We start from the raw sequence: 21948 nt of genomic DNA on the forward strand, positions 1-21948 counted from the left end.
CACACCGCTCTCGCGATCCCGGTCATTGCACGACCGCGTTCGCCACGGTGCGACGACGCCACGCGGCCCGTTGCAGGCCGCCGACCGCGCTCGTCTAGTCGCAGCATCACGGTTGAGGAACCAAGCGTGTCTGCGACAAAGATCCTCTGGGGCCAAGTCCTCGTCGTCTCGCTGATCGTGCTCGCCGCGACCTGGGGCGCGACGCAGTGGACCGCCTGGCGGCTCGCCTATCAGCCCCAGCTCGGCCAGCCCTGGACCGAGGCTTTCGGTGTTCCGCTCTATCCACCGCCCGCATTCTTCCTGTGGTGGTTCCGGTTCGACGCCTATGCCCCGACGATCTTCCTCGAGGGCGCGGTCATGGCCTCCTCCGGCGGCTTCCTTGCGATCGCCATCGCGGTCGGGATGTCGGTGTGGCGCGCCCGTGAGGAGAAGGAGGCCGCGACTTACGGCTCGGCCCGGTGGGCGACCGAGCGTGAGGTTAGGACCGCCGGGCTGCTCGGCCCGAACGGCGTCGTGCTCGGCCGGCTCGGCCGCGCCTATCTGCGGCACGACGGACCCGAGCATGTGCTCTGCTTCGCGCCGACCCGCTCCGGCAAGGGCGTCGGTCTCGTCGTGCCGACGCTCCTGACCTGGCCGGGCAGCGCCATCGTCCACGACATCAAGGGCGAGAATCTCCGACTCACCGCCGGATGGCGCGCGACCTTCGGTCGGGTCCACGTGTTCGACCCGACCAATGCGGCGAGCGCCGCCTACAACCCTCTGCTCGAAGTCCGACGTGGCGACGCCGAGGTGCGGGACGTGCAGAACGTCGCCGACATCCTGGTCGATCCGGAAGGCGCGCTCGCACGGCGGAACCACTGGGAGAAGACCAGCCACTCGCTCCTGGTCGGTGCGATCCTGCACGTCCTCTATGCCGAGCCCGACAAGACGCTGGCCGGGGTCGCCACCTTCCTGTCCGACCCGCGCCGCCCCATCGAGCTGACGTTGCGGGCCATGATGGTGACGCCGCATCTCGGGGACCGCCCGCATCCGGTGATCGCGTCGGCCGCCCGCGAGCTTCTAAACAAGAGCGAGAACGAGCGCTCGGGTGTGCTCTCGACCGCGATGAGCTTCCTCGGCCTCTACCGCGATCCGGTCGTCGCCGCGGTGACGTGCCGCTCCGATTGGCGGATCGCCGACCTCGTCGACGGCGAGTGCCCGGCGACCCTCTACCTCGTCGTGCCACCCTCCGACATCAGCCGGACCAAGCCGCTGGTGCGCCTCGTCCTCAATCAGATCGGTCGGCGGCTCACCGAGGAGCTCGACCCCAAGAGCCGCCGCCATCGGCTCCTCTTGATGCTCGACGAGTTCCCGGCGCTCGGCCGGCTCGACTTCTTCGAGTCGGCGCTCGCCTTCATGGCCGGCTACGGTCTCACCAGCTTCCTGATCGCCCAGTCGCTCAATCAGATCGAGAAGGCCTACGGGCCGAACAACGCGATCCTCGACAACTGCCATGTCCGCATCGCGTTTGCGACCAACGACGAGCGGACCGCCCGGCGCGTCTCCGACGCGCTCGGCCAGGCCACCGAGTTGCGCGCCATGAAGAACTATGCCGGCCATCGGCTCTCGCCCTGGCTCGGGCATCTCATGGTGAGCCGCCAGGAGACCGCCCGGGCTCTGCTCACCCCCGGCGAAGTCATGCAGCTGCCGGTCACCGACGAGCTCGTTCTCGTCGCCGGCCTGCCCCCGATCCGCGCCAAGAAGGCTCGCTACTACGAGGACAGACGCCTTACGGCGCGGCTGATGCCGCCCCCCTCGGCCTCGGCCGGGAAGGGCGGTCCCGGCGGCCGACCCCGAGCACAGGCCGACGACTGGACGGGCTCCCGTGACCCGATCCCGCTGTCTCCTGTCGCGAACGGTTCGGCCGCCGGGTCTCTCACCCGAGCGAGCGATCCGGACAATGCCGGCATCCGCCGCGAGCCGGAGCTGCCCGAGCACGAGGCGATCGTCCCCGAGACGCCGCCAGCGAGACGCGAGTTCGATCTGATCGACGACGACGTGGACGACGTCCCGCCGCCGACCGATGGACTCGGGCAACGCATGCGCGGAACCGCCCGGCAGGCCGCCATGGACCCGAACGACGGCATCGATCTCTGAAGGAGCTTTGCATGAAGACGCGCATGAACGTGTATTTCGAGGCGGAGCTCCTCCAGAAGGTCGCCGACCTCGCGGCCCGCCGGAACCTGTCGAAATCCCTGGTCGTCGAAGCCGCGGTCGCCTCGTTCCTGTCGCCCGACGCCGAGGACCGCCGCGAGGCCGCGTTCGCGCGGCGGCTCGATCGCATCAGTCGGCAGATCGAGCGGCTGACGCGCGATGTCGCGATCTCGAGCGAAGCCGTCGGTCTGTTCGTGCGGTTCTGGCTGATCGCCACCCCACCGATCCCCGACGCCGCCTGGACGGCCGCGAAGGCCACCGGCACCGAGCGCTATCAGGCCTTCCTCGACGCCCTCGGCCGCCGCGTCGCCAAGGGCCATAGCTTCATCCACGAGGTCTCGATCGAGGTCGAGGGGCAGGGGGCAACGCCGACACCCGAAATACCCGCCGACATGTAGGGCGACAATCGCCTGACGAATCTGGGACTCGGCCCAAGGTGGTTGGTTGAATGTGAACTTCATAAGGTGATATTAACCTTCCACCCCCCTGATGTCCCCGACCATCCGCCAGCCCACCGCAATCCGGCCGCGCTCGTCTGATGAGGCGCCGTTCCTGCAGTGCGCGCTAGAGCGCCACGGTGCTCGCGACCGACAAGGCGACGCTGATTAGCACCCCACCCGGAAGCCCCAGCCGAGCAGATATGCGAGCGCGATGCCGAACAGGGTCGCGTCGGCGATCTGCACCAGGGCGCCCGGGACTGCAGCCGCCCGAACCGAATGGAGAATACAGTGAGAAGTGGAGTCCGACGCCGAACGTCACGAAGATGACGCCGAACTCGACGAACTCGGGAGCTTCTGGTCGGCGACGAAGCCCGGCGCAGAAGTGCCGAACATCGCGCCGGTGGATAAGTGACCTTCGATCGGCGGTGACCGCGGCTGCAGGAGCACCCGCGCGAAAAAGAACGCGGTCCGAGACCCGCGACGATCGTGGCGACGACAGAGGAGTGTCGTACAGGGGGCCTCCGCGCGGCTTCGACGCTGCGATGGCTCGAGCTTACCGGAGCGTCCCGTAATTGCCACGATGTGCGCGCGGGCAGCGGCGGCGCGCTCGCGGTCTCATTCGGCCGGTGGCGGCGCGACCACATCCGTCGACACACCGTGGATCGGCCGTCCGGTGTCCTCGAAGGCCGTGATGTTGGCGAGGGTCGTGGCGGCGATCTCGCTCAGCGCCTCGCGGGTAAAGAACGCCTGGTGCCCGGTGATCAGGACGTTGGGAAAGGTGAGCAGGCGGGCGAAGACGTCGTCGCGGAGCACTTGGTCGGAGAGGTTCTCGAAGAACAGGTCGGCCTCCTCCTCGTAGACGTCGAGGGCGAGGCTCCCGAGAGTCCCGTCCTTGAGGGCCCGGATGACGGCGCGGGTATCGATGACGCCGCCGCGGCTGGTGTTGATCAGCATCAGGCCGCGCTTGGCACGCTCCAGAAGGGCGCTGTTCACGAAGTGCCAGGTGTCCGGCGTGAGCGGACAGTGCAGCGTCACCACGTCGCAGGCGGCGAACAGGTCCTCGCGCGGAACGTAGTGCGCCCCGAGCGCGACACAGGCCGGGTTCTCGGCGATGTCGTGGGCGAGCAGACGGCACCCGAACCCGGCGAGGATCCGCGCCACCGCCTCGCCGATCCGGCCGGTCCCGACGATCCCTACCTTCTTGCCGGCGAGGTCGAAGCCGAGCAGCCCGTCGAGCGCGAAGTTGCCTTCGCGCACGCGGTTGTAAGCGCGATGGATTTTACGGTTCAAGGCGAGCAGCAGGGCGACCGTGTGCTCGGCGATCGCCTGTGGCGAGTAGGCCGGCACCCGGCAGACCGTCAGGCCGAGCGCGGCAGCCGTGGCGAGGTCGACATTGTTGAAGCCTGCGCTACGCAATGCGACGAGACGCACCCGGTGCGCCGCGAGAGCCTCGAGGGTCGCGCGGTCGAGCACGTCGTTCACGAAGGCGCAGACGGCGTCCGCTCCCGCGGCGAGCATGGCGGTTTCGGCCGAGAGGCGAGCATCGAACCAGATCAGGCGATGTCGCCGGTCCGGGTCGGCTGCCGCGAGGAAATGGCGATCATAGGGCTTGGTGCTGAACACGGCGACGATCACGATATGCTTCCGCTCGGTGCGCTCCGGTTGGACCATGGATGCGATCTTGTCGACGCGATCGGGCGGTTTCGCGGCGCGCATGCCGGCACGATCGGACCTGGCCCAGGAGGGCCGGTGCAGCTCGGTTGACCGTGTGCCGCGTGCGGCGATACCGTCGCCGCATGATGACCCTCGTTCGCGACAAGCTGCTCGAGGTGCTCAGAGCCGTCGGGCCGTTCATCGTCGTCGTGGTGGTGCTCCAGCTCGTGCTGGTGCAGGCGCCGACCGCGCTGTTCCTGCAGTTTCTCGCCGGATCGCTGCTCGCCGTCGTGGGCATGCTGCTGCTGTTCATGGGCATCGAGATCGGCATCCTGCCGATGGGCCGGTTCATCGGCGCAGCGCTGCCGCGGGAGGGCTCGCTGGCGCTGATTCTGGCGGTCGCCTTCGCGCTCGGCTTCGCCACCACGGTCGCCGAGCCGGACGTGCTGGTGCTGTCGCGGCAGATCGACGCGGCGTCCGACGGCGTCATCTCGCGGCTCGCCGTGCTGCTCGTCATCGCGACCGGGCTCGCCGTCTTCGCGGCGCTGGCGATGGCCCGCATCGTCACCGGCTGGCCGATGAAGTACGCCCTGACGGTCGCCTACGGACTGATGCTCGCGCTGGCCCTCGTCGCCCCCGGCACCTTCGTGCCGCTCGCCTTCGACGGGGGCAGCGTGACGACCGGCATCCTCTCGGCTCCGGTGGTGATCGCGCTCGCCATCGGCCTCAGCTCGGTGCTGGCCGGCCGCTCCGCGGTATCGGACGGGTTCGGGCTCCTCGGCTTCGCCTCGATCGGCCCGATCATCGCCGTCCTGATCATGGAGATCCTGCTGCCGTGATCCCGCTTCTGATCGACGAGGTCGTCGCCGTCGCGGAGAGCGTCGCGGTCGCGGTGCTACCGCTCGGGGCCGTCTTCCTGATCCTCCAGGTGACGCTGCTCCGCCTGCCGCGCCGGCAGGTGAGCGACATCCTGAAAGGCACCGCGATCGCCGGCGTCGGCCTGTTCCTGTTCCTGCTCGGCATCGGCGTCGGCTTCCTGCCCTATGGCCGGGCGGTCGGCGAGGCGCTGGGGGCGCTCGACAGCATGTGGCTGGTCGTCGCGATCGCCGGCCTGCTCGGGTTCCTGGTCACCTGGGGCGAGCCGGCGGTCCGCATCCTGGCCGACCAGGTGGAGAGCGCGTCGAGCGGCGCGATCCGCGGCCGGATGGTGCTGATCGCGGTGTGCGTCGGGGTCGCCGCCTGGGTCGGGATCGGGATGCTGCGCATCACGCTCGGCATTCCGCTCCTCTGGCTGCTCGTGCCGGGCTATCTCGTGGTGCTCGTGCTGGTCTGGCTCGGCGACCGCGAGTTCGTCGCCGTGGCGGTCGACGCCGGGGGCGTCGCCACCGGGCCGCTCGCCAACTCGTTCCTGCTGGCGCTGGCGCTGGGGGCCGCGACGGCGGTCGGCGCCGACCCGGTGGTGCAGGGCTTCGGCTTCGTCGCGTTGATCGCCGTCGCGCCGATCATCTCGGTCGGCCTGCTCGGGCTGCTGGTCCGCGCGAGAACGGCCGAGAGACCGCCCGCGACGCCGCCGTCGCGGCGGCCCCTACCGGAGTGACCACCATGCACGACCGCTGCCTGATCGTGACCATCGTGCGGAAGGGATGGGGCGACGCGGTGCTGGAGGCCAGCATGGCGGCCGGCGCGCACGGCGGCACCATCGTGCTCGGCCGCGGCATCGGCCGCAACGAGCAGCTCCGGGTCTTCGGCATCCAGATCGAGCCCGAGAAGGAGATCGTCCTCACGCTCGTTCCGACCGAGATCAAGGCCGCCGTCCTCGACGCCATCGTGGCGGCGGCCGAGCTCGACGGTCCCGGGAAGGGCCTCGCCTTCGTCGTGCCCGTGCAGGATCTGGTCGGCGTCGCCCACCTCGTCGAAGAGTAAGGGGCCGCGACTCTCGCCCGACCTTTTGCCCGACGCGGCGCCTGCACTCCGCACTCACGATGTCCTGAACCGCGACGCATCGCCGCGTCTTGACCGGGATCAAGCGCGGCGGCCCGGCGTCGTCCAGCATCGCCAAATGATCCGCCGCGAGGAGGATGCGATGCGCCACGTCACGGTCGCGACCGACTTCTCCGCCCGCTCCCAGCGCGCCCTGCGTCGCGCCGGGCTGATCGCCCGGACGACCGGCTGCGCCGTCACGCTCGTCCACGTCGTCGATGACGAGCAGCCGGACAGCCTGATCGCGGTCGAGCGCGACGAGGCGGTCCGGATCATGGCGGGGCTGACGGCGACCACGGCCGAGCTGCGCGACGTGCGGTGCGAGGCGCTGGTCGTCACCGGCGAGGCGTTCCAGGGCATCCTGCGCGCCGCCGAGTCGCGCGGCTCGGATCTGATCGTGATGGGACCGCATCGCCGGCAGCTCCTGCGCGACATCTTCGTCGGCACGACGGTGGAGCGCGTCATCCGCAGCGGGCCGTTCCCGGTGCTGATGGTGAATGGTCCGGTGGCCGGCCCACACGTCCGTCCCCTGGCGGCGATCGACCTGTCGGAGTCGTCGGTCCGCGCGGTCCGCACGGCGCTCGCCCTCGGGCTCGTCGCCGCGGACATGCTCGCCGTGGTCCATACCTTCACGGCGGCCGGGAAGGGCAAGCTGGCCGCTGTCGACGTTCCCGGCGCGGTGCTCGGCGACTACGTGGCGCGCGAGCGCGACCAGGTGCGCCGCGACCTGTCCGTCTTCCTCGAGGCGAGCCGCCTGACCGTCGTCGAGACCGCAGTGCATCTGGTCGAGGACGCGCCGTTCGATGCCATCGGTCGTGTCGCCGGCGAGCTCGGAGCCGATCTCGTCATCGTCGGCACGCACGGACGCGGCGCGCTCGCGCGGCTGCTGCTCGGCAGCGTCGCGGAAGCGGTGCTCCGCAGCCTCGATGTCGACGTCCTGGCCGTACCGCCGCTGCGCGCCTCGGAGGCGCCCGAAGAGTGACCGGCCCTACGCCATCACGCTCGTTCCGGCGGGGGCTGCCGGATCCCAACCATGACGGGTGTCCCATGTGGTATCGCGAGATCCTGGCCTATGTCGGTACCGGAGACGAGGCCGCGGGGCCGGCCAGCGTTGCGGTCGCAGTGGCGGCGCGCTTCGCCGCCCGCCTCCGCGCGGTGGTGATCGACGCCGATGTGGTCGACTACACCGAGCTCGACCGGGCCGTGTTCGACAGCGAGCGTGAGCAGGCGATCGCCCGACTGGCGGAGCGACGGCGCGCCGGGCATGCGGCGGCCCGCCGGGCCGAGGAGGCGGTCCGGGCGGCCGCCGGGGCGTGCGAAGTCCCGCACGACGTGATGCTCCGTCACGGCACGCCCGAGGACGTGCCGGACCTCGTCGCCGATCTGGCCCGCGTCCACGATCTCGTCGTCGTGCCGGCCGCCGACATGGTCGCCGGGCATGCGGCGCCGATCGTCGAGCAGGTGCTGTTCGGCTCCGGCCGTCCGCTCCTGCTGATCCCCCGGGACACGACCGCGGAGGGGCGTCTCGACGTCGTCTGCATCGCCTGGGACGGCAGCCGCGCGGCGACCCGCGCCGTGCACGACGCGCTGCCGCTGCTCCGCCGCGCCCGCCGCGTCGAGATCGTCTCGATCACCGACGAGAAGCCGCTGGACCGCAGCCCGAGCGGCGACGACCTGGTGCGGCATCTCGCGGCACACGAGATCGCGGCGCGTCATCACGCGGTCGGGCTCGGCGGCCTGCCGGTCGGCGAGCAGCTGATGACCGAGGCCCTGCGCCTGGAGGGCGACCTGATGGTGATGGGCGCCTACGGGCACGCGCGGGTGCGGCAACTGGTGTTCGGCGGCGCCACCCGCTCGGTCTTGGCCGCCCCGTCGCTGCCTGTGCTGATGTCGTATTGACGCGGCGCCGGCCGCGGTCGTCGCGTCGCGCTCGGTGCCCTGCCGGCCGCGCGCGGCCTCACGGCCACAGGCGCCGCCGCACCAGCTTCTCGACCTCCAGCACCAGCAGCAGGGCGACGCCGATCAGCACCACCGCCACACCGTCCAGGAGCGACACCGGGCGGGTCGCGAACATGGCCTGCATGAACGGCGCATAGGTGAACAGGACTTGGGAGGCCGTGATCACGCCGACGCCGATCAGCACGGCGGGCGTGCCGACCACGCCGGTCCAGGTCAGCGACGTCGTGTGGAGATAACGAATGCTGAACAGATAGAAGATCTCCATCACGACGATCGTGTTGACGACGATGGTGCGGGCCTCCTCGATCGACAGGCCGCGGCTCTCGGCCCAGAAGAACATCCCGAAGGCGCCGGCGACGAACAGCAACGACACCAGCACGACCCGCCAGACCAGCAGCCCGGACAGGATCGGCGCGTCCGCGGCCCGCGGCGGCCGCCGCATGGCGTCGGGCTCGGTCGGCTCGAAGGCCAGCGTCAGGCCGAGCGCCACCGCCGTGACCATGTTGATCCACAGGATCTGCACCGGCGTGATCGGCAGCGCCAGCCCGAACAGGATGGCCGTGATGATCGCCATCGCCTCGCCGCCGTTGGTCGGCAGCGTCCAGCCGATCACCTTGCCGAGATTGTCGTAGACGGTGCGGCCCTCGCGCACCGCGGCGACGATCGAGGCGAAGTTGTCGTCGGCCAGCACCATCTCGGCCGCCTCCTTGGCGGCCTCGGTGCCTTTCTGGCCCATCGCGATGCCGACATCGGCGCGCTTCAGGGCGGGGGCGTCGTTGACGCCGTCGCCCGTCATCGCGATCACGCCGCCGTCCGCCTGCAGGGCGGTGACGATGCGCAGCTTGTCCTCGGGGCTCGTGCGGGCGAACACCGTGGTGTCGCGGGCGGCCGCCGCGAAGGCATCGTCGTCGAGGGTGGCGAGCCGGTCGCCGGTGATCACCGCGTCGGGCCGGGGCAGGCCGAGCCGGGCCGCGATGGCGCTCGCTGTCGCCGCATGGTCGCCGGTGATCATCTTCACGCCGATGCCGGCGCTCCGGCACTCGGCGACCGCGGCGATCGCCTCCTCGCGCGGCGGATCGATGAGGCCGAGCAGACCGAGCAGCACCAGGTCGCTCTCGACATCGGCGACGTCGAGCGTGACGGCGCCGTGCGGCATGGTCCGGCGAGCGAGCGCCAGCACGCGCTGCCCCTGTGCTGCGAGCGCCTCCACCGCGTCGGCCCAGCGGGCGGCGTCGAGCGGCTCCGGACCGTCGGCACCGGCCTGCCGGGCGCACATTCGGATCACCACCTCGGGCGCACCCTTCACATACGCGACCGCCGCGTCCTCGTGCGCGTGGTGCAGCGTCGCCATGAAACGATGGCGGCTGTCGAACGGGATCTCGTCGGTGCGGGGGATCTGCTTGCGCACGAGCGCGGCGTCGTACCCGGCCTTGACGGCGAACGAGACCAGTGCCCCCTCCATCGGGTCGCCGTCGATCATCCAGCCGGACTCGGCCTGGCGCAGGTCGGCATCGTTGCACAGGAGCGCCGCGCGGGCGAGGTCGTCGAGGACCGGCAGGTCGGCCGGCACGATGTCGCGTCCGTCGTTCCGGAACGCCCCGCGCGGCTCGTAGCCTTCGCCCGCCACCGTGATGGTGCCGACCGCCGTCACAGCGGTCTGCACCATCATCTCGTTGCGGGTCAGCGTGCCGGTCTTGTCGGAGCAGATCACCGACACCGAGCCCAGCGTCTCCACGGCGGGCAGGCGGCGCACGATGGCGTGGCGGGCCGCCATGCGCTGCACCCCGATGGCGAGCGTGATGGTCATCACGGCCGGCAGCCCCTCCGGGATGGCCGAGACGGCGAGCCCGACCATCGCCATGAAGGCCTCCGGCCAAGCGTAGCCGCGCAGCAGCACGGCGATGCCGAACACCACGACGCCGACGCCGAGGATCACGACCGTGAGCTGGCGGGCGAACTGGTTCATCTGCCGCAGCAGCGGCGTCGTCAGCGTCTCGACGCTGCCGAGCAGCGTGCTGATCCGGCCGAGCTCGGTGGCGAGCGCGGTCGCCACCACGACGCCGCGGCCCTGGCCGGCCACGACGAGCGTCCCGGAGAACGCCATCGAGCCGCGGTCGCCGAGGGTGGCCTCGACCGCCACCGGCCGCACGTCCTTGTCGACCGCGACCGACTCGCCGGTGAGGATCGCCTCGTCGACCTTCAGGTTGCGGGCGCGGATCAGCCGCAGGTCGGCCGGCACCCGGTCGCCGGCCTCGATCAGCACGACGTCGCCGGGAACGATCTCCTCGGCGGCGAGAGTGACGCGGTGGCCGTCGCGCAGCACCGAAGCGTGCGGCGTGATCATGCCGCGGATGGCGTCGAGCGCCTTCTCGGCCTTGCCCTCCTGGACGAAGCCGATCGCCGCATTGGCGACGACGACCAGCAGGATGACGGCCGTGTCGACCGGGTGACCGAGCAGAGCCGTGACCACGGCCGCGGCGAGCAGCACGTAGATCAGCAGATTGTCGAACTGGGCGAGGAAGCGCAGCAGCGGGCTGCGCGGCGCTGCCGTCGGCAGGCGATTGAAGCCGTGGACCGCGCGCCGCGCGGCGGCCTCGGCTCCCGTCAATCCCTCCGCCGTGACCGCGAGGCGGTCCAGAACCTCGGCGGCCGGCGCGGCGTGCCAGGGGACGACTTGGTCGGGATCCGCACCGAGCGCGCATTGCTTGCGGGTGGCGGCACCGGGATCGAACGGGGCCTCGGTGGGATCGATGGTCATCGATGTCTCCGCGGGTCTGCCGAACGGTCCTCCTGATCATGGCGACGCGGGCATGCGTCGCAATTCCGGCGTCTTCCGGGTGGGGCGTGATGACGCGGGGCGGGCGATGACGCGGGACGGCTCGGCCCATGCGAGACGACGCCCTCGAGAGACGACCCGCGCCCGCTCGCTCAGCTGCGGCGGCCGATCGGCACGGCCCTGGCGAGCTCGCTCGTTCGAGCGCCTGCTCGCCCTCCCGGTCGCGCGTCTGCGTCGGCGCGCACCGGCGCGGCGGGCCGATTAGCCATCTTGGCGGCGCGGTCGGCCCAGTCGAGCGCCAGCGCGGTTCCGATCAGCACGAGGATGCCGCCGACATTCACCGCGATGACGGCCGGCATGCTCCACGCGGCCTCGGTCAGCGCGATCGTGCCGGCGACCGACAGCACGGTTCCGAGCGCGAACACCGGCAGCGACCGCCGCCCCAGCACGGCGACCACGGCGGCCGGCGCCGCCGACAGCCAGCGGGCGCTCGCCGGGACGAGCACGGCGATCAGATAGGCGAGGGCGAGGACGTTGGCGACGCGCCACAGCGACAGTTGCGTCTTGCTGGGCTGCGGGGCCAGCTCGGACGGCAGCACCGCGGCCCACTGCATGAACGCGATCTGGCCCGACAGGCCCTTCAGCAAGACGCTGCCGATCACGACAACGAGGGCGAGCCGGAGGAGCCGCGACGAGCGCGGCAGCGCGATCCCGTCGAGGGCGGCGAGCCCGGCGACGATCCCGATCGTGAACAGGAGCTGCCAGGCGAACGGGTTGAAGAACCAGCCCTGTCCTTCGGCGCCGTTCGGCAGGTTCATGTCGGTCGCCTGCACGAGCAGCCAGAGCGCCGCCGATGCGGCGAGCGCCACGATCGGAGCCGTGCGGGCGAGCCACAGGATCACCGGCGCCAGACCGAGCAGCACCACATAGAGCGGCAGGATGTCGACATAGCTCGGCTGGAAGGTCAGGGCGAGGGCGCGCAGGATGGTGTCCTCGGTCGCCGTGAACAGCGGAAGCAGGCCCAGCATCGTGAGCTGGTCGGGGCGCTCCAGCCGGGCTGCGGACCATGCCACCACGGCGGCCACGAATAACAGCGTCATCAGATGGGCGGCGTACAGCTCCGCCATCCTGGCGCCGATCCGGGCGGCACCGGCCGGCACGCCGCGGCTGTCGATCAGCGGTCCATACGCGACCGCGACGGCGAAGCCGGCGAGCAGCACGAAGACGTCGGCGGCGTCGCTGAACCAGAGATGCGCCGGCGTCGCGACGCTCAGCGGATTGTTGTGGATGTGGTTCACGAAGATGAACAGGAGCGCGAGCCCGCGCACGACGTCGACCCGCGTGTCGCGCGGGGGACGGCCGGTCCCGGGAACGGGCCTGGGCGAGATCAACCAAGAGCGGAGCGATCGGTCCATTGGGGCGATCCGGTCTGCGAGAGGTCGAGCCGGCGTCGCGGTCTCGCGCCTCGTCATGAGAGTCGGCGATCAGCGGCCGGCGCCGAGCCGGGTCGCGGCCTGCGCGAGTGCCCGGTCCGGCACGTCGCCGGTGAGCGCATAGATGCGCTCGCCGGACTGCCAGTAGACGGTGGTTTCCCGGGTCGACCGCACGGCCGTGGGTGCGACCGTGTCGGGCGCCGGCGATCGCGCGGCGAACATGGAGACGCGACCCAGCGTGTCGGCGTCGAGCACCACCTCGACGCTGTGGCCCAGCCGGGAGGGAAAGACCTGCGCGTCCATCACGCGCCACTCGGGCGGCAGCGGCGGCAGGGCGATCCCGGTGAAGGCGAGGATTTCGGCTGGGTTGAAGGCGGCGCCCTGGCGCTGCGACGCCATGCGGGCGCGGACCAGCGCCGTCTCGTGGGCATGCCGGGCGTCCTCGACAAAGTCCGGTGCGCCGGGCGGTCCCTCGCTCTCCCAGCGGTCGCTCTGCGCGTGGGCGATCCAACCGGCGCAGACCAGCAGCGCCACCGCCGCGACGCGCCGCAGCCGCCGGTCGATGCGGCGCCAGGCCATGGCGCGGTCGAGCCGGCGGGCCGCCTCCTGCAGGCGGCCCGAGGCCGGCGGTGCGGGCCCGAACGCCAGCCGGAGCGCGTCGCGGGTCCGCAGGTCGGCCATCACCCGGGCGGCGGCCTCCGGATGACGGGCGAGGTGATCCTCGACCTCCACCCGGCGAGCGGGGCCGAGCTGATCGTCGACGAAGCCGTCGAGATCGGCTTCGCTGATCGGGTCCGCGATCGGATCGGAGGTCGGGCTACAGGTCGGATCAGTCATCGTTGCCTCTCACGAGACGCAGGGCCGGGCGGCCGGCGGCGCGGGCGGCCGGTACAGGGGGGCGAGCTGCGGCCGCGGGAGCTGTGGTCGGCTCCGGCGGCGCCGCGGCCGCCCGGTTTCCATTGAGACTACGCAGGGCCGCGCGGGCCCGGCTCAGGCGCGACATCAGGGTGCCGACCGGGATGCCGAGCGTGGCGGCGGCGTCCTGGTAGGTCAGCTCTTCGACGGCGACAAGGTGGAGAGCCGCGCGCTGCTCGTCGGGCAGCGTCAGGAAGGCGCGGGAGATCTGGCGGAGATGTAGCCGGCTCTCCTGGCCGGCCGGGACCGTCGTCTCGACCAGGCGCGAGAGCTCCGCCGCGCGGTCACGCTCCGCCTGCCAGCGCCGGTGGTCGTCGATGACGATGTTGTGCAGAATCGACAGCAGCCAGCCGCGAAGATTGCCGCCGGGTCGGAAGCTCGCGAGCCGCTCGTAGGCACGGATCAAGGTGTCGTGGACGAGATCGTCAGCGCGCGCGTCGTCGCGGGTCAGGGCGCGCGCATAGCGCCGCAGCGGCGCCAGGTGCGCCACCACATCATCGTCGCTGCCGGTCCCGGGATCCTCGTTCATGCCCCGTATACGAGGCTGCCGGCGTGTCTATTCCGGCGGCGACTGCGACATCCGCGCGCGGCTGGTAGCTACCTCGGACAAGGGCGATGCGGCGAGCCCGCGCGCCACGATGGCGAGCGCCGCCATCATGTAGACGAGTCCCATCGGCATCCACATGATCAGCCCGGCGAGCTGCTGGTCGGCGAGCGGCGACAGGCCGAAGGCGAGCGCCCCGGGCGCCATCAGCGGGAACCACAGGCCGGGCGAGAAGGTGAGCAGCGCCCCCAGCAGGCCGGTGTGCATCAGGGTCGCCAGCAGCACCGGCGCAGCGGCGAGCGCCGCCCCGGCGCCGCTATGCGCCGCGCCCAGGAGGGTCCGCCAGAACACCAGTGAGACGCCGACGAGCGAGGCGAGCATCACGAGATGCAGCGCGCCGTCGCGCAGCGCCGCCTCATAGAGCTGCGGCACATGCCAGAGCCAGATGGCGGCCCCGTAGGCGAGTCCGGCGACGGCCGGCCGCCCGAGCCACGATGCGGCTCCGCCCTCGCGTGCGCGAGCGTCCCCTGGGGCCGCCCACACGCCCCCCGCTCCGAGCAGAAGGAGGGGCGGGGCCAGCGCGACCAGGATCACATGCTGGACCATGTGGGCCCAGGCGAGATGGGCGGCGAGCCGGCACAGCGGCGACACAAGGGCGACGCCTAGCAGGAGCCATCCGGCGCCGAACAGCACGACCCGCTGCGCGGGCGGCGCGACGCCGTCGCGACGCCGGGCGAGAACGGCGGGGAGATAGAGGGCCGGCAGAAGCAGCACCGGCAGCAGCGTCGCCGGCGCTAGGCTCCAGGCGGACGAGACTGTGGCCGGCGTCAGGGCGGTCGCGCCGGACAAACAGAGCGCGAGGAGGCGATCGACCGGCCCCGCGGAGGGGCCGATCAACAGGCCTAACGCGACACCGGCCATCCCGGCCGCCGTCACCGCGAGGATCACCCGAATGGGCCGCATCACGTCACCTCGTTCGAAGGCGTCACCTCGCGCAACCCGATCGTCGGCGTCGAACGTTTGCTCCGCCGACGGCGACGAAGCCGAGCGGGGACCGTGCCGAGACGTAACCACCACCGTCGCCGGCACGTTCCAACAGGCGTCGGCTGTCGAAAGATGCCGGTGCTCACATCCGCGGTGTGCAGGACCGCTGCGCCGGGCGGATCATATCGCGCGGCGAGATCACCCAGCGCCACGGCTGGTGCACTGTGTCAGCTGGCTGCTCGGTGGCCAAGTCGCGCGCCGGTCCGATCTCCGGTGTTTGCGCTGGAAGGATCGCACATGGACGCCGCGACGATCGGGGCTCCGGTCCACAGGGTCGCGACCAGCGCCACCATGCTCGTGCCGATCGCGACGCGGTGGGCAAAGCGCGCGACTTCGGCTCCACCCGGCCGCCGACGCCACGTGTAGATCAATAGCGCGACGAGCGCGCCGACATGCGCGGTCCACAGCAGCACGAGGAGCGCGCGCAAGAGGCTCGTTCCGGCCACGGTCGGGCGCTCCCATCCCGCTGCGCAGCCGATCGACTGCAGGGCGTAGAGCAGAACGAAGGCCGAGCTCCAGATCACGAAGCCGGCGACCAGGAGCAGGAGCGTCACGGCCCTGTCGGTCCGGGTCGTCGTCTCCGGTCTCGTCTGCGGAGTCATCGCGGGATCCACGGCAGGCCGAAGGCCAGCCCCAGCGTGGCGAGGCCGATCGCGGCCGTCGCGGCGTGCCACAGGCCGCCGATGCGCAGATCGAGCCGGCGCACGGCGGAGACGTAGCCGGCGCGGCTCCGCCACAGCCCGTAGAGCGCGAGAACGATGCCGATCGCCGCGTGCAGGGCCGCATAGACCAGCACCACCAGGGTGCTCGCCGCATAGGCGTGCGCGGTCGGGGCCGGCACGGCGGCGATGATCGCACCAAAGCCGGCGAGCGCGAGGGCGTGCCCCAGCGCGGCGACGAGGAGCGCGGCCTCGCGCGGCCGCGGCGCCACCGCGATCGCCGGACGCGCCGCGACGGCGCCCGCCGCCGTCGCGATCATGAGCCCGGCCAGCACGGCGAGGCCACTCGCGAGGTCCGGCACGAGCCAGGCGGGCGGCGGCCAGTTCGGCGCCACCACCCACAGAAACAGAATCCCGAACCCGAGCGACGCGAAGGCGGTTGCGTCGGCCGCCAGCGCGAGCGCCATGGCCCACAGCGCCGGCGGGCTCGCCGCCTCGGTGTGAGGACGCGCCACGGCGCCGCGCCCGGCCGGCAGCGGGCCGCGGTCGGTCGCGCTGCCGGAGCCTCGGGTCCACAGCAGGAACGAGCCGACCGTCGCCGCCGCCGCGACCAGCGCGACCGCATAGGTCTGAAGCAGCACGCCGATGAAGAAACCGCCGGTGAGGATCGCGCTGATCAGCGGCAGAAAGGTCCGGTTCGGCAGGACGACGATCTGCTCGAGCCGACCCGAGACGACGTCCACGGCGAGCGTCTCCAGGCGGCCCTCTCGCACGAAGCCGAGATAGCCGTCGCCGGCCGCGCAGCGCCGTGCGAGGTCCGGCTCGCTCGCGAGTGGCGTGCGCGAGCCGACATGCGGGAGGGCGGCGAAGTTGTAGCTCGGTGGCGGCAGCGGCACGGCCCAGTCGAGCGTGCCGGCCCGCCAGGGATTTCGCACGGTGCGCGGGCCGTAGCGCGCCTGCATCAGCACGTCGACAGTGAACAGCGCGAAGCCGATCGCCATCACGAACCCGCCGATCGAGGAGACGAGGTTGAGCCACTCCCATCCCATGCCGTCCGGATAGGTGTAGATGCGGCGCGGCATGCCCATGAGACCGGTCCAGTGCATGCCGAGGAAGGTGAGGTTGAAGCCGCCGAAGATCAGCCAGAACACCGTGACGCCGAAGCCGTGCCGCGCCGCCCGGCCCGTGAAGCTCGGCAGCCAGTAATACCAAAGGCCTCTGTGACTGACTCGCTGGGGATTCCGGGGAACGGGCGGATGTGATTCGGTTGGCGCGGGAGGATTCGCGCCATGGCGACAGCGGTTGCTCTGCGGACGGATTTCTCGGCGGCCGATCTGCGGCGTCTGGCGGCAGCGTCGAAGAACGCCAACCAGAGCCGGCGGCTGTTGTCGCTGGCGGCGGTCCGGGACGGCATGAACCGGACCGAGGCGGCCAGGGTCGGGGGAATGGACCGGCAGACGCTGCGCGACTGGGTGCATCGGTTCAACGCCCACGGTCCGGACGGGCTTCTGGACATCCCGTCGCAAGGTCCGAGCTCGCGGCTGACCGCGGCGCAGCTCGCCGAACTGGAACAGATCGTCGAGACTGGTCCGGACCCGGCCGTGCACGGCGTGGTGCGCTGGCGGCGGGTCGATCTGAAGCGCCTGATCGCCGAACGCTTCGGAGTCGAGTATCACGAGCGAACGATCGGCAAGATCCTCGACGCGCTCGGCTTCTCCCACATCAGCGCGCGGCCGCGTCATCCGGGGCAGGATGTCGGAACCATCACGGCGTTCAAAAAAACTTCGCGGCGACGCTGAACGCTCATCTCGCCGACGTCGCCGACCAGAAGCCGGTCGAGATCTGGTTCCAGGACGAGGCGCGCATCGGCCAGAAGAACGGCATCGCACGCATGTGGGCGCGGCGCGGAACCCGGCCGCGCCAACCCGCCGACCAGCGCTACGAGAATGCCTGGCTGTTCGGGGCCATCTGCCCGGCGCGCGGCACCGGTGCCGCCGTCGCCATGCCGGCCGCCGACACCGAGGCCATGCAGGTCCACCTTGACGAAATCGCCCGCACCGTCGCCAAGGGAGCCCACGCCGTCCTGTTGCTCGACCGCGCCGGCTGGCACACCACGCCCGCGCTGAAAGTGCCGAAGAACATGACCTTGCTGTTCCTGCCGTCGCGCTCGCCGGAGCTCAACCCGGTCGAGAACGTCTGGCAGTTCCTGCGCGGCAACTGGCTCTCCAACCGCGTCTTCGACACCTACGACGACATCATCGACGCCGCCTGCGACGCCTGGCGACGCCTCGTCGACCAGCCCGAGACCATCACGTCCATCGGAATGAGAGCATGGGCTCACATCGGTCAAACATGAGGGCCGTTGGTATAATAGGCGGCCGCCAGGATGGGGGAGACGAAGCCGCCGACCAGCACGTAATGCATGTGGGCGACGACGAAATGGGTGTCGTGGGCCTGCCAGTTGAACGGCACGATCGCCAGCATGATCCCGGTCAGCCCGCCGGCCATGAAGACGAAGAAGAAGCCGAGCAGGAACAGCATCGGCAGCCCCAGGCGCGGTCGTCCCGAGGTGAGCGTGGCGATCCAGGCGAAGATCTGGACGATGGTCGGCACCGAGACCAGCACGCTCGCGGCCGAGAAGAACGACAGCGCGAGATGCGGGATGCCCACCGTGAACATGTGGTGCACCCACAGCCCGAAGCTCAAGAAGGCGAGCGCCACCAGGCTGATCACGATCCAGCTGTAGCCGACGATCTCGCGGCCGGCGAACACCGGCAGGATGGTCGTGACCATCCCGGCCGCCGGGATGAAGATGATGTAGACCTCCGGGTGGCCGAACAGCCAGAACAGGTGCTGCCAGAGCAGAGGATCGCCGCCGCGCGTCGGGTCGAAGAACGGCAGCCCGAAGGCCCGTTCGGTCTCGAGCAGGATCGAGCCGAGGATCAGGGGCGGGAAGCCGAACAGCATCATGAAGGCGGTGACCAGAAGATACCAGGCGAACAGCGGCATCTTGTCGAGCGACATGCCGGGGGCGCGCAACTTCAGCACGGTCGCGATGATCTCGATCGCGGCCGAGAGCGCGGAGATTTCGACGAACGTAATGCCGATCAGCCAAATGTCGGAGTTGATGCCGGGCGAGTAGGGCTTCGAGGAAAGCGGCGTGTACATGAACCAGCCGCTGTCGGGCGCGAGGCCGAGCACGAGGCCGACCAGCAGGATCGATCCGCCGAACAGGTAGCACCAGTAGCCGTAGGCGCCCATGCGCGGGAACGCCATGTCGCGGGCGCCGAGCATCTTGGGCAGCAGATAGAAGGCGAGCCCCTCGAACATCGGGATGGCGAACAGGAACATCATCACGGTGCCGTGCATCGTGAAGATCTGATTGTACACCTCGGGTCCGACGAAGGCGCTGCGCGGCGTCGCGATCTGGGCCCGGATCAGCATGGCGAGCAGGCCGCCGATCGCGAAGAACACGAAGGCCGTGACGATGAAGCGGCGCGCCACGATGTTGTGGTTGACGGCGGAGAGTCGGCGGAGCCCCGGTGGCGTTCCCCACACGGCGTCGAGCCGCTTGTGCAGGCCGACGGGTCGCGCCATGTGAGGCTGCTCGTCTACTTTGCCGGGCGTCGTGATCACCGTGTCGCTCAATGTGAGTCTCCGACCCGATCTTCCGCCGGCGTCATCGAGGTGCCGTGCCCGTTGGCGTCGGGCGGACAGCGCGCCGGAGCGCGTCGGCATAGGACTCCGGCGGATGCGCCTGGACGACGAACGGCATGTGGGCATGACCGATGCCGCAGAACTCGGCGCATTGCCCCCGGTACGTCCCCGCTGCCGGCGCCGTCAGCCGGACCACGTTCACGTGTCCCGGAATGGCGTCGATCTTGCCGGCGAGCCGCGGCACCCAGAAGCTGTGGATCACGTCGGCGCTCGTGACATGCACGTCGACCGGTCGATCGACCGGGACGTGAACCACTCCGGTCGTCGCGATCGGCTCGCCCTCGACGCCCGGATACGCCACGTCCCACTGCCACTGGCGTGCCGTGACATCGATGCGCACGACGGTCGCGGCGCCCGGACCGGCGAGGAGCTGCTCGCCGGCCCACAGGGCATAGACGAGCAGCGGCGTGAGCACGGCGGCGGGGAGCACCAGCCCGCCGCCGACCAGCCAGACCGCCCACGGCACGGCCGCGCCGATGCCGGGCCGCGCGACGCTGACGAGAACGACCGCCATGGTGGCGACGAACAGCACGGCCGCCCCCGTCATCATCACCCACCACAGGTCGGCGATGAGGGTGGCGGAGCGGCCGGCCGGATCGATGCTCGACAGCGGCCCGGCGCAGCCGGCGAGCGACACGCCGAGAAACGCGAGCGCGCAGCATCGCGCGAACCGGAGGTCGCCTCGGCGCATTGAGCCCGGGATCGAGCAGCGAGGCCCGCCATGAGCAATCCGGTCATCGAGGACGTCACGCGGCACGCCACCAGCTCGCTGGTCGCGGTCGCCGGTCATCCGATCCATGCGATGCTGGTGACGTTCCCGATCGCGCTCGTGGTCTCGACGCTCGGCTGCGATCTCTTCTACTGGTGGACGGCCGATCCGTTCTGGGTTCGGGCCGGCCTGTATGCGAGCGGCTTCGCGTTCTGGCTCGGCATCCTCGCGAGCCTCGCCGGGACGGCCGAGCTCCTGCTCGTCAAAGGCATTCGCAAGCGCGTGGCGAGCTGGATCCACGCGATCGCCGCCGTCACACTGATCTCGATCGTCGGCGCCAACTGGGGTCTGCGCCTGCACGATCCGGACGTCGTGCTGCCGCTCGGTCTTCTGGTCTCGCTGCTCGGCCTGGTGTTCGTCGGGCTCGCCGGCTGGCACGGCGGAAAGCTCGTGTTCGATCACGGCATCGGCCTCATGGTGTCCAGCGACGACTGAACGCGGCCGGGCAGGGCGGTCTCGACGACGGCTCTCAATCCACCGGGCTCGTGCATCCAGGCCGGCAGCATGTCGAGCCCGAGAAGCGGCTTCCCGAGGACCAGGACGAGGATGGCCGCGATCGTCGTGAGGGTGGCCGAGGTGGCGAGCACGCCGCGCCAGGCGGCATAGCGCCCATCGGGATGGAACACGGCGAGGATGACGTAGCCGTCGCGCATGTGCAGCGCGACCAGCACGCCGACCGCGACCAGCTTGGCCATCATCCAGATGGTGAACACCTCGCGCAGAAAGATCAGCGCGGTGCCCGCCACCACGGCGACGAAGGCGGCCGGCGACGCCACACGGATGTAGAGGCGCCGCGTGAACCGCTGCAGATCCTGCAGGGCCTTGCCCTCGCCGAGCTGGTTCCGTTGCCGTAGCAGCCCCGGAAGCACCAGCAGCCCGCCGCACCAGACGATCAGTGCGACGATGTGGAGCACCTTCAGCCACGGCACGAGCCACGTCGTCACGTTGCACGTCCGACCACAGGCGGCTCCGCGACAGGCGGCGCCGAACATCGCACTAATGGACATTGCACTGACGAACGATGCACGGCGGCTCCTCGGGGCGGTACGGCGGTAAACGTCCGGGCAGCCGGACCGTCCTCGCCGCGCATGGCGTCAAATCGCCACGGTCGGCCGGCCGCCGCGCGACAGATCGCGCGCGCTCGGTACGAACGCACAGGTCAGCGGGGCCGATCCGCCGAGCCTGACCTGGTTGCCGTGCCGGCACGGGTGATCCGCAGAACCTCGCCGTCCTCGTGCTCGGTGACGACCCAGATTGCGCCGTCGCGATCGACCTGAACGTCGCGGATGCGACGGTCGAGGTCGCGCAGCATCCACTCCTCCTCGCTCACCGTGTCGCCGTCGAGCGCGGTGCGCACGAGGGCGCGCGCCGCGAGCCCGCCATGCAGCATGTGGCCGCGCCACTCCGGGAACATGTCGCCCGTGTAGAAGGCGAGCCCGGACGGCGCGACCGTCCGCTCGAACACATGCACCGGATCCGCCATGCCCTCGACGCCGCGTGCGCCTTTTCCTATCGGCGCGCCGGAGTAGTCCACCCCGGCGGTCTGGAACGGCCAGCCGTAGTTCTTGCCGGCCTCGATTCGGTTGATCTCGTCGCCGCCCTTCGGCCCGTGGTCGTTCGCCCAGAGCTGGCCGGTCTCGGGGTGAAAGGCGAGGCCGTGGCTGTTGCGGTTGCCGAGTGCGTAGAGGGTCGGTGCAGCATCCTGCTGCCCGACGAACGGGTTGTCATTCGGAACCGCACCGTCGTCCATCACACGGATGAAGGCGCCGGCTTCGTCGTCGCGCTTCTGGGCGCGCGAGATGTTCCGCCGCTCGCCGATCGACAGGATGATCGACTTATCCTGCGGCTGGAACACGAAGCGGCCGC

General features: G+C 70.7%; 20 protein-coding genes and 1 pseudogene. 9 read left to right on the forward strand and 12 right to left on the reverse strand.

The features are described from left to right. The first annotated feature begins 126 nt into the window (after positions 1–126). Both ABTU92_RS04860 and ABTU92_RS04865 read left to right on the forward strand, forming a co-directional pair. Complete coding sequence (locus ABTU92_RS04860) at positions 127–2136, forward strand: conjugal transfer protein TraG (protein WP_408088199.1); 2010 nt, start codon at positions 127–129, stop codon at positions 2134–2136. Between the two features lie 11 nt (positions 2137–2147). Then, on the forward strand, positions 2148–2591 hold the full coding sequence (locus tag ABTU92_RS04865) for a CopG family transcriptional regulator (RefSeq protein ID WP_408088201.1): 444 nt from the start codon (positions 2148–2150) through the stop codon (positions 2589–2591). A gap of 657 nt (positions 2592–3248) precedes the next feature. Here the strand turns inward: ABTU92_RS04865 and ABTU92_RS04870 are convergent. Then, positions 3249–4268: a 2-hydroxyacid dehydrogenase gene (locus tag ABTU92_RS04870; protein WP_408088241.1), complete on the reverse strand. Its 1020-nt coding sequence runs from the start codon at positions 4266–4268 to the stop codon at positions 3249–3251. A 161-nt stretch (positions 4269–4429) separates the two neighbouring features. On the opposite strand from ABTU92_RS04870, the gene ABTU92_RS04875 reads away from it, so the two are divergent. The 5 genes from ABTU92_RS04875 to ABTU92_RS04895 all read left to right on the forward strand — a co-directional run bounded on the left by ABTU92_RS04875 (position 4430) and on the right by ABTU92_RS04895 (position 8165). Next, positions 4430–5125: a DUF1538 domain-containing protein gene (locus ABTU92_RS04875; RefSeq protein ID WP_408088203.1), complete on the forward strand. Its 696-nt coding sequence runs from the start codon at positions 4430–4432 to the stop codon at positions 5123–5125. Then, positions 5122–5883 (forward strand): DUF1538 domain-containing protein, encoded by a 762-nt coding sequence (locus ABTU92_RS04880; protein ID WP_408088205.1) that lies wholly within the window; start codon positions 5122–5124, stop codon positions 5881–5883. Before ABTU92_RS04875 ends, ABTU92_RS04880 begins: the two co-directional genes overlap by 4 nt. Positions 5884–5888: 5 nt before the next feature. Next, positions 5889–6209 carry a P-II family nitrogen regulator gene (locus tag ABTU92_RS04885; protein ID WP_408088207.1) on the forward strand — a complete coding sequence of 107 codons (321 nt, stop codon included), beginning with the start codon at positions 5889–5891 and terminating at the stop codon, positions 6207–6209. A gap of 160 nt (positions 6210–6369) precedes the next feature. Next, the gene (locus ABTU92_RS04890; RefSeq protein ID WP_408088209.1) at positions 6370–7248 is read left to right on the forward strand and encodes a universal stress protein; all 879 of its coding nucleotides are present in this window, start codon (positions 6370–6372) and stop codon (positions 7246–7248) included. Between the two features lie 65 nt (positions 7249–7313). Next, positions 7314–8165 carry a universal stress protein gene (locus tag ABTU92_RS04895; protein ID WP_408088211.1) on the forward strand — a complete coding sequence of 284 codons (852 nt, stop codon included), beginning with the start codon at positions 7314–7316 and terminating at the stop codon, positions 8163–8165. 58 nt (positions 8166–8223) lie between these two features. Here ABTU92_RS04895 and ABTU92_RS04900 read toward each other — a convergent pair whose 3' ends face one another. The 7 genes from ABTU92_RS04900 to ABTU92_RS04930 all read right to left on the reverse strand — a co-directional run bounded on the left by ABTU92_RS04900 (position 8224) and on the right by ABTU92_RS04930 (position 16969). After that, the gene (locus ABTU92_RS04900; RefSeq protein WP_408088213.1) at positions 8224–10983 is read right to left on the reverse strand and encodes an HAD-IC family P-type ATPase; all 2760 of its coding nucleotides are present in this window, start codon (positions 10981–10983) and stop codon (positions 8224–8226) included. 170 nt (positions 10984–11153) lie between these two features. Continuing rightward, positions 11154–12416: an OpgC family protein gene (locus tag ABTU92_RS04905; protein WP_408088215.1), complete on the reverse strand. Its 1263-nt coding sequence runs from the start codon at positions 12414–12416 to the stop codon at positions 11154–11156. A 69-nt stretch (positions 12417–12485) separates the two neighbouring features. Beyond that, positions 12486–13271 (reverse strand): anti-sigma factor family protein, encoded by a 786-nt coding sequence (locus tag ABTU92_RS04910; RefSeq protein ID WP_408088217.1) that lies wholly within the window; start codon positions 13269–13271, stop codon positions 12486–12488. Then, entirely contained in the window at positions 13264–13878 is a 615-nt protein-coding gene (locus ABTU92_RS04915; RefSeq protein ID WP_408088219.1) for a sigma-70 family RNA polymerase sigma factor, read from the reverse strand. The genes ABTU92_RS04910 and ABTU92_RS04915 overlap by 8 nt, the downstream gene beginning before the upstream one ends. 27 nt (positions 13879–13905) lie before the next feature. After that, the gene (locus tag ABTU92_RS04920; protein WP_408088221.1) at positions 13906–14856 is read right to left on the reverse strand and encodes a cytochrome c oxidase assembly protein; all 951 of its coding nucleotides are present in this window, start codon (positions 14854–14856) and stop codon (positions 13906–13908) included. Between the two features lie 248 nt (positions 14857–15104). Then, the gene (locus tag ABTU92_RS04925; RefSeq protein WP_408088223.1) at positions 15105–15539 is read right to left on the reverse strand and encodes a hypothetical protein; all 435 of its coding nucleotides are present in this window, start codon (positions 15537–15539) and stop codon (positions 15105–15107) included. Further along, positions 15536–16969 (reverse strand): cbb3-type cytochrome c oxidase subunit I, encoded by a 1434-nt coding sequence (locus ABTU92_RS04930; protein WP_408088243.1) that lies wholly within the window; start codon positions 16967–16969, stop codon positions 15536–15538. Before ABTU92_RS04930 ends, ABTU92_RS04925 begins: the two co-directional genes overlap by 4 nt. Between ABTU92_RS04930 and ABTU92_RS04935 the strand changes: the two genes are divergently transcribed. Beyond that, positions 16886–17952, forward strand: a protein-coding gene (locus tag ABTU92_RS04935) for an IS630 family transposase (protein WP_408088225.1) whose coding sequence is annotated in 2 segments (ribosomal slippage) — positions 16886–17372 and positions 17372–17952 — 1068 coding nt in all. Because the reading frame shifts where the segments join, the coding sequence is not laid out codon by codon here. The two genes, ABTU92_RS04930 and ABTU92_RS04935, sit on opposite strands and share 84 nt — an antisense overlap. An 11-nt stretch (positions 17953–17963) precedes the next feature. Here ABTU92_RS04935 and ABTU92_RS04940 read toward each other — a convergent pair. Next, a pseudogene (locus ABTU92_RS04940) lies at positions 17964–19193 on the reverse strand (cbb3-type cytochrome c oxidase subunit I); the annotation flags it as partial. Between the two features lie 82 nt (positions 19194–19275). Beyond that, positions 19276–20004, reverse strand: a complete 729-nt coding sequence (gene coxB, locus ABTU92_RS04945) for a cytochrome c oxidase subunit II (protein ID WP_408088227.1) — start codon at positions 20002–20004, stop codon at positions 19276–19278. 30 nt (positions 20005–20034) lie between these two features. On the opposite strand from coxB, the gene ABTU92_RS04950 reads away from it, so the two are divergent. Continuing rightward, positions 20035–20517, forward strand: coding sequence for a DUF2231 domain-containing protein (locus ABTU92_RS04950; RefSeq protein WP_408088229.1), 483 nt, complete (start codon positions 20035–20037; stop codon positions 20515–20517). Here ABTU92_RS04950 and ABTU92_RS04955 read toward each other — a convergent pair. Together ABTU92_RS04955 and ABTU92_RS04960 are read right to left on the reverse strand one after the other, a co-directional pair. After that, positions 20481–21026, reverse strand: coding sequence for a CopD family protein (locus ABTU92_RS04955; protein ID WP_408088231.1), 546 nt, complete (start codon positions 21024–21026; stop codon positions 20481–20483). The two genes, ABTU92_RS04950 and ABTU92_RS04955, sit on opposite strands and share 37 nt — an antisense overlap. A 215-nt stretch (positions 21027–21241) precedes the next feature. Next, positions 21242–21948: PQQ-dependent sugar dehydrogenase (locus ABTU92_RS04960; protein WP_408088233.1), on the reverse strand; the 707-nt coding region annotated here is incomplete at its 5' end.

This window comes from Rhodoplanes sp. SY1, from assembly GCF_046000175.1.
GTDB lineage: Bacteria > Pseudomonadota > Alphaproteobacteria > Rhizobiales > Xanthobacteraceae > Rhodoplanes.